Consider the following 313-nt stretch of genomic DNA (forward strand, 5'->3'; position numbering starts at 1 on the left):
GGGTAGCTGAGTTCCTACGGTAATAAAGATCATAGGACTTTCCCCCAATAGCTGAGATGCTTGTCGTTCGCGGCTAAGTGCTCCCATTGGGTGAGGCAAAGATCACAAAAGAAGCGAGCAATCTTGCCGGAAAATGAGAGCTGCTGATAGTTGGCCATGCTATCCACCCAAATGGCTTTCTTACCCGTCGCCTTGGCGAGAAACCACCGCAATAAGCGAGGTACCGCGCCAGTGGATATCACCACAACTGGTTTGGCGGCTTTCAGCACCCCATAGGATTGCCGCAGTGCCGAGAGTAGCGCTTTTATACCAC

Annotated in this window: 1 pseudogene; it reads right to left on the reverse strand. The window is 52.1% G+C overall.

The annotated features are described in order from the left end of the window. Positions 1-29 precede the first annotated feature (29 nt). Positions 30-313 (reverse strand): annotated as a pseudogene (locus R0J87_RS19270) (oligosaccharide biosynthesis protein Alg14); the annotation flags it as partial.

The sequence above is a fragment of the Halomonas sp. SIMBA_159 genome, from assembly GCF_046536035.1.
Classification (GTDB): domain Bacteria; phylum Pseudomonadota; class Gammaproteobacteria; order Pseudomonadales; family Halomonadaceae; genus Vreelandella; species Vreelandella venusta_A.